This is a genomic window from Vibrio sp. PSi01 (assembly GCF_054960695.1).
The window spans coordinates 1-7,524 of the sequence record NZ_JBHNYN010000035.1; the positions used below are offsets into that span (position 1 = coordinate 1).

General features: G+C 42.1%; 5 protein-coding genes. 3 read left to right on the forward strand and 2 right to left on the reverse strand.

What is annotated here, in order from left to right; all coding sequences use genetic code 11:
• Positions 1-97 precede the first annotated feature (97 nt).
• Both ACFI6G_RS21965 and ACFI6G_RS21970 read right to left on the reverse strand, forming a co-directional pair.
• Entirely contained in the window at positions 98-1,522 is a 1,425-nt protein-coding gene (locus tag ACFI6G_RS21965) for an MltF family protein (protein ID WP_315897589.1), read from the reverse strand.
• A 140-nt stretch (positions 1,523-1,662) separates the two neighbouring features.
• Entirely contained in the window at positions 1,663-2,391 is a 729-nt protein-coding gene (locus tag ACFI6G_RS21970; protein WP_010434874.1) for an outer membrane protein assembly factor BamD, read from the reverse strand.
• 137 nt (positions 2,392-2,528) lie between these two features.
• Between ACFI6G_RS21970 and rluD the strand changes: the two genes are divergently transcribed.
• From rluD to clpB, 3 genes are all read left to right on the forward strand, one after another.
• Entirely contained in the window at positions 2,529-3,503 is a 975-nt protein-coding gene (rluD, locus tag ACFI6G_RS21975) for a 23S rRNA pseudouridine(1911/1915/1917) synthase RluD (protein WP_016792263.1), read from the forward strand.
• A gap of 8 nt (positions 3,504-3,511) precedes the next feature.
• The gene (pgeF, locus tag ACFI6G_RS21980) at positions 3,512-4,246 is read left to right on the forward strand and encodes a peptidoglycan editing factor PgeF (protein WP_010434878.1); all 735 of its coding nucleotides are present in this window, start codon (positions 3,512-3,514) and stop codon (positions 4,244-4,246) included.
• A gap of 142 nt (positions 4,247-4,388) precedes the next feature.
• Positions 4,389-6,962: an ATP-dependent chaperone ClpB gene (gene clpB / locus ACFI6G_RS21985; protein WP_010434880.1), complete on the forward strand. Its 2,574-nt coding sequence runs from the start codon at positions 4,389-4,391 to the stop codon at positions 6,960-6,962.
• The last annotated feature ends 562 nt before the right edge of the window (positions 6,963-7,524 follow it).

A 7,524-nucleotide genomic window follows, 5' to 3' on the forward strand; every position in this document is an offset into this window, starting at 1 on the left:
CGGTTTCCTTGTGCGGGCTTTTTAGTTTTTCGTTGCTTCGCGATTTCGCAATCGGAAAGTTTCGTATGGACTCAATATGACTTTTTGAGTTTGTACGTTAATCGCTGGTTTGTAGTAATCTCGCTGTACCGTTCTCTCGGATGGTATTAATTGCCTGTAATTGTTTGTAAATAACGAAGTAGCGGTTGATATTAGTGACGTAAGTAACGGGTTCTTTACTCACATACTTACGCGTGATGATTTCTACATTCTTGAACCAGATGTTGGGGTTATAACCTTTTTCCTTGGCTATAGCTCTCATCTTTCTAATTTTAGCGGGTCCGGCGTTGTAAGATGCCAACGTAAAGTAGATTTGGTTATCAGGAGATATTGCCGGGTCATCAAAATACCGATCTTTGATAAAACGCATGTATTTCACGCCCGCGTGGATATTGTTATCCACTTTGTGAATGTTTTTAATATTGACGTTTTTGTCTCTAGCAGTACTCGGGAGTACCTGCATTACGCCAATTGCACCTCGGTGAGAAACCCTGCTCTGATCAAGTCCTGATTCTTGAAAGCCTTGAGCTGACATCATTAAAGGGTCAAATTCATACTTGCTTGAGTATTTTTCAAACACATCAGCGAGTTTAGCCACTTTGTCGACTTTGTTAGGATTGAGAGCTCGGCCTAGCCAGCGAGTATTATCGATATACTTTTGATATATCACGTTGCCGAGTAAGGTGCCGCTGCGAGAGGTTTTAACGTATTTATTGATCTCTTTCTTTAAAATTGGACTGTCTTTTCTTAATGCCCAAGCAATGCGACCATTTTCTCGTAAAGGCAAGTCGGTATGGACTTGAATATTTTCCATTACGTCAGTCCATAGTTTTGCTTTGTGACTATCGAGTATCGTGCCTTGTATATAACCTTGGTTAACTAACTCGATCAGTTCGTAGTCTTGTAATGATTCTTCGACAAAGTGGACGTGAAGTGGGGATAAATCTAATCTGTTGAGTTCTTTGTTCACTCTCTGCACACTCTCGAAATAACTTGAGCTTGCACGAATCCACACCTCTTTGTCGCTTAGTTGTTTGATATCGGTAATAGGGGGAGACTTTTTCCCAGTGATAATGAGTTCTTTGACACTTGTTATCATTGGGTCTGAAAAATCGATGGCTTGTAAGCGTTTATCGGTGACCGTTAGGTTTGCTACGGCGATATCGCCATAACCAGATTGCAACGAGGGGAGTAGGTCATCTCTTTGTATGGGGATGATTTGAACATTGAGGTAAGGGTGTTTCTTACGAAGATTTTTCTCAAAGTGATAGAGCATCTCTGCCACTATACCCTTTGGTTTGCCATCTTCTATGTAATAAAATCCAAGATCGGCCGACACGAGTACTCTAACCATTCCTTTGGTTTTAAGTACATCCAAGTCGCCCATGTAAGGCTTATTGCTTAATGGGGATAACTCCAATGAGTGGGAAATTTGGCTAAATAGCATGATCCCAATAAATAATAACAACCTACTCACATCCACACTCCATGTTGATGATTTGTTAAAAGTTATTTATTGAAGATACCGTGTATTATGCGATTCATCAAGTTTACGAAATGTGGTTAAAAAAAAGCGCGCTAATAAATTAGCGCGCTTTTTTATATTGATATGTAAGTAGTTGATTAAGGTAGTGGGTTTAGCTCAATTAACTGCTCTGTTCTTGCTACCGCATCTTCCAGACCTAGTTTTTTGTAGGCTTCTAACTGTATGTCTAAAGATTTACGAGCCGCAATGGTATCAGGGTAGGTTTTTTGTAGTTCTTGTGTACGGTTCACTGCAGCAATCCAAGCTTCACGTCGTAGGTAAAAGTCAGCCGTTGCTAAGTCATACTCTGCTAGGCGGTTTTTAAGTGCGAACATGCGTTTTTGTGAGTCTTCGGCATAAGGGCTGCTAGGGAAGCGTTCGAGCAGTCGCTTGAAGTCAGCAAAAGCAAGCTTCACGGGTTCTGGATCTCGGTCACTTCGGTCGATATTAAAAATATCGTGCATGAAGTTTCTATCTTGAGCCATGTGCGTTAAGCCACGCATGTACAGTACCCAGTCTTGTTTCTCATGGGTTGGGTTCAAACGTAAGAATCGCGAAATAGTGGCAAGGCCAAGTGCCAAGTCATCATTTTTGTAGTACGCGTAAATTAGATCCAGTTGTACTTGTTCTGAATAGGCGCCGAATGGGTAACGAGAGTCTAAGGCTTCTAGCTTTTCGATTGCTGAAAGCCAACTACCACTCTGCAGTGATTGTTGAGCGTCAGAGTAAAGAACCGATGGCGGTACATCCGGTACTATTTCTTCACTACTTGAACAGCCAACTAAGAGTGATACGGCTAATAGACCCGATAAAGTAAGGTGTTTCATGTCAGGCGTCGATTCCTTGAATTAAATATTTCGTAAGCTTCCGTTACTTTCTAACCAGTAACAGATACAATGATGCAATTATTCTATTTTATCCATACTAATGGGTATTAGTCTCACGGTTTTTAAAAAAGTTCGATATGGCTCAGCAGATAACATTAACAGACACAGTAAAAAGCAGCCAGTTAGGTCAACGTTTAGACCAAGCTGTCGCTGAACTATTTACTGATTTTTCTCGCTCTCGTATTAAAGAGTGGCTTCTTGACGGCAAAATCCAAGTGGATGGCGAAGTTATCACTAAACCGCGCACTACAGTTTTGGGCGGTGAAGCGATCATCTTACAAGCGGAGCTTGCGGATGAAGAACGCTGGGAAGCACAAGATATTCCGTTAGACATTGTCTATGAAGATGATGATTTATTGGTTATCAATAAACCTCGTGACCTGGTTGTACACCCAGGCGCAGGTACGCCGGATGGAACCATACTAAACGCATTGCTTTTCCATTACCCTCAGATTGCCGAAGTACCTCGTGCTGGTATTGTGCACCGTCTTGATAAAGACACAACTGGTCTTATGGTTGTGGCTAAAACGGTTCCAGCTCAAACTCGCCTTGTACGAGCTCTTGCCAAGCGTCGTATTACTCGTGAATATGAAGCAATTGCTATTGGTAAAATGACTGCGGGCGGTGTAGTAGAGAAAGGCATTAGCCGTCATGCAACGAAGCGTACGTTAATGGACGTCAATGAATTGGGTAAGCCTGCGGTAACTCACTACCGTGTTGCTGAGCATTTCCGCGAACATACTCGTATTCGTCTGCGTCTAGAAACCGGTCGTACTCACCAAATCCGTGTTCACATGTCATATCTTCAGCATCCGCTGTTAGGTGATATCGCGTACGGTGGTCGTGCACGTATTCCAAAAGGTGCATCTAAAGAACTAACGACAATGATTCGTTCTTTTGATCGCCAAGCACTACACGCGGTTATGCTGAAGTTTGTTCACCCGATTACTGGTGAAGAAGTTGAGTTCCATGCACCTGTGCCAAATGACATGGTTGTGATGGCTGAAGCATTGCGTGTTGATGCTCGCGAAAACATAGAAGACGACATTTAATCGTGTCAATGATCATCCCTGACTGGAATGCACCACAAAACGTAAAAGCATTTGCTTCGACTCGTTTTGATGGTTGTTCTACAGGTGCTTATCAAGGGTTAAACCTTGGTATGCACGTTGGGGATGATGCTTTACTTGTTGAAAGTAACCGAACATGGCTAAAGCAACAATCTAAGATGCCCACGGCTCCGGTATGGCTAAATCAAACTCACTCAACTGATGTTGTTACGGTTTTAGAACCTGCGGTGAATGTGCTTGATGCGGATGGTACATTTACCACTGCAAAGGGTGTTGTGTGTTCTGCGATGACAGCCGATTGTTTACCGGTCATCCTTACCGATACCAAAGGTACTCAAGTTGCTGCAGTTCATGCAGGTTGGCGTGGTCTTGCTGGTGGTATTCTTGAAAATGCCGTCGCAAAGTTTTCAAACCTAGATTCAGATAACCAGATTATTGCTTGGCTTGGCCCTGCAATTGGTAAAGAGGCATTTGAGGTTGGCAACGATGTGTTGGACGCTTTTGTTCGTTTTGACGCTCAAGCGAAGTTAGCATTTAAAGCCAAATCCGAACCGGGCAAGTGGTTAGCAAACATGTCTCAGCTAGCAACCCAACGACTCAATAAGGTTGGCGTTACTTCGGTGACAGATTCGAATTTATGTACTTATACTGATTCCGATGCTTTCTATTCTTATCGTCGTGATGGCATTACTGGGCGTCAGGCTACCTTTATTTGGTTAGAGTAACTTCTAATTAATGTAATTACCCATCGAGCTCATTTATATTTCCATATAAGCTCTATTCTTCATTTTTATCCCTTGAAAATCTTCGTTACCGTATCCATCTTCTAAACATAAGATAAACATATCTAAGAGTAGGAAGGTTGGCATGCGTCTCGATCGATTCACTAGTAAATTCCAAATTGCGATATCTGATGCTCAGTCGCTCGCATTAGGTCGTGATCACCAATATATAGAACCAGTACACCTAATGGTGTCGTTGCTTAATCAAGATGGTAGTGCAATTCGTCCATTGCTTACTATGTTGAATATTGATGTGGTTCAACTTCGTTCTAAATTGAGTGAAATGTTAGACCGTGTACCGAAAGTAAGTGGTATCGGTGGTGACGTTCAGCTTTCTAGTGCGATGGGTACGTTGTTCAACCTATGTGACAAGGTGGCGCAAAAGCGTCAAGACAGTTATATATCCTCAGAAGTCTTCTTACTTGCAGCTATTGAAGATAAAGGACCTTTAGGTAACTTGCTTAAAGAGCTAGGTCTTACAGAAAAAAAATTATCTCAAGCTATCGAACAAGTTCGCGGTGGGCAGAAAGTCGATGACCCGAATGCAGAAGATCGACGTCAAGCACTCGAGAAGTTCACCATTGATCTGACTGAAAGAGCAGAGCAAGGCAAGCTTGACCCTGTGATTGGTCGAGATGATGAAATTCGTCGCACCATCCAAGTTCTTCAGCGTCGAACCAAAAACAATCCAGTTATTATCGGTGAACCTGGTGTTGGTAAAACCGCAATTGTTGAAGGCTTGGCGCAACGCATTATTAATAACGAAGTACCTGAAGGTTTAAGAGGCCGTCGCGTGCTGTCGTTAGATATGGGTTCTTTGATTGCGGGCGCTAAATATCGTGGTGAATTCGAAGAGCGTTTGAAATCAGTTCTCAACGAATTATCTAAAGAAGAAGGAAACATCATCCTCTTCATTGATGAAATTCATACTATGGTAGGTGCGGGTAAAGGCGAAGGCTCTATGGATGCCGGTAATATGCTGAAACCAGCATTGGCTCGCGGTGAGTTGCACTGTGTCGGAGCAACAACTCTTGATGAATATCGTCAATATATTGAGAAAGATCCTGCTTTAGAGCGTCGATTCCAAAAGGTGATAGTCGATGAACCAACCGTAGAAGATACCGTTGCTATTCTCCGCGGTTTAAAAGAACGCTATGAACTTCATCACCATGTAGAAATTACCGATCCAGCTATTGTGGCTGCGGCAACATTATCTCATCGGTACGTTTCAGATCGTCAGTTACCAGATAAGGCTATTGATTTGATTGATGAGGCTGCTTCGAGCATTCGTATGCAAATAGACTCAAAGCCTGAGTCATTGGACAAATTAGAACGCAAGATAATCCAACTGAAGATCGAGCAGCAAGCGTTAACTAACGAAAATGACGAAGCCAGTGAAAAGCGTCTTCGTACATTGCAATCTGAGCTTTCCGATAAAGAACGAGACTTCGCGGAACTTGAAGAAGTGTGGAATGCAGAAAAAGCGGCTTTGTCTGGAACGCAACATATCAAATCGGAATTAGAACAAGCTCGAATGGATATGGACTTTGCAAGACGAGCTGGTGATCTTAACCGAATGTCAGAGCTTCAATATGGTCGAATTCCAGAGTTGGAGAAGCAGTTAGATCTTGCGACTCAAGCTGAAATGCAAGAAATGACGTTATTACGTAACAAAGTCACCGATGCAGAAATAGCAGATGTTCTATCGAAGCAAACGGGCATCCCTGTTTCTAAAATGCTAGAAGCTGAGAAAGAGAAGCTTCTTAAAATGGAAGGTGTTCTGCACAAGCGCGTTATTGGTCAAGCAGAGGCGGTTGAAGTGGTATCGAATGCGATTCGTCGTAGCCGTGCTGGTTTATCAGACCCAAACAAGCCGATTGGCTCTTTCTTATTTCTTGGCCCTACTGGCGTAGGTAAAACCGAACTTTGCAAAACACTCGCTAACTTTATGTTTGATAGTGACGATGCCATGGTGCGTATCGATATGTCTGAGTTTATGGAGAAACACTCTGTTGCTCGTTTAGTTGGCGCTCCTCCGGGCTATGTTGGATATGAAGAAGGTGGCTATTTAACAGAAGCTGTACGCCGTAAACCTTACTCAGTGATTTTGTTGGATGAAGTTGAGAAAGCACATCCGGATGTTTTCAATATCTTATTACAGGTTCTCGATGATGGACGATTAACTGATGGACAAGGTCGTACGGTAGATTTTAGAAATACGGTCGTGATCATGACATCTAATCTAGGCTCTTCGAGAATTCAAGAAAACTTCAATACACTTGATTATCAAGGAATCAAGAATGAGGTGATGGAAGTGGTCAGTAAGCATTTCCGTCCTGAGTTTTTGAACCGTGTTGATGAAAGTGTTGTGTTCCATCCTCTAGGCCAAGATCACATTCAGTCCATAGCCTCTATTCAGCTTGAACATCTTAAAAAGCGAATGGAAGAAAATGGTTATGAACTTGAAGTATCCGACAAAGCACTTAAGTTGATTTCTCAGGTTGGTTTCGACCCAGTGTATGGCGCACGACCATTGAAAAGAGCGATTCAACAGAGTGTCGAGAATCCGTTAGCGAAAGCGATATTGGCGGGAAAAATCAATCCTGATAAGAAAGTGCAGCTATTAGTGAATAATGACCGAATTATTGCTCATCAATAATCAAACTATGAATAATAGGTACGATTAGCCGAAATTAAGGTTTAATTGTACCTATTTTGAACGCTTTGTGTGAATAGTGTCCGAACGGTCGCTTGCGACGGTTTTTTTTCATTTTTGCCCTTGTGCAAAGGATTATTCTCTCTATAATGCGCCTCCGTTGCCAAGGATAACCAAGCGGTTTGAACTAAGTAACGAGACGCCATTAAGCATTTAAGATGCTTTGAAAAATTAGCGAGAAAAAGTGTTTGACACTGGAATCCAATTCGCTAGAATGGCCGTCCACTTCGAGAGGCTCCTTACTTAAAGGAACGCTTAAGAAGTAAAGCTCTTTAACAATTTAAACCTATCAATCTGTGTGGGCACTCGTTGATGAATATCAAAACGTTATTGGTTCTTTTTCAAAAGAGCGTAATGACAGTTACTTCGGTAACACAATGATTTCAATGAACTGAGTGACCAATACAAAATTAAGTTTACTTAATTTTGGCACAGTCAATTCATTACCATTCTGTTGGAATGGTAATAGCTTTAGAATTACTTTTTACTTTCGAGTAAGAATAGA

Excerpts from the sequence above, each read along its gene's own strand:
- ACFI6G_RS21970 (WP_010434874.1), bottom strand. The coding sequence starts at position 2,391 with ATGAAACACCTTACTTTATCGGGTCTATTAGCCGTATCACTCTTAGTT.
- rluD (WP_016792263.1), top strand. The coding sequence starts at position 2,529 with ATGGCTCAGCAGATAACATTAACAGACACAGTAAAAAGCAGCCAGTTA.
- pgeF (WP_010434878.1), top strand. The coding sequence starts at position 3,512 with ATGATCATCCCTGACTGGAATGCACCACAAAACGTAAAAGCATTTGCT.
- clpB (WP_010434880.1), top strand. The coding sequence starts at position 4,389 with ATGCGTCTCGATCGATTCACTAGTAAATTCCAAATTGCGATATCTGAT.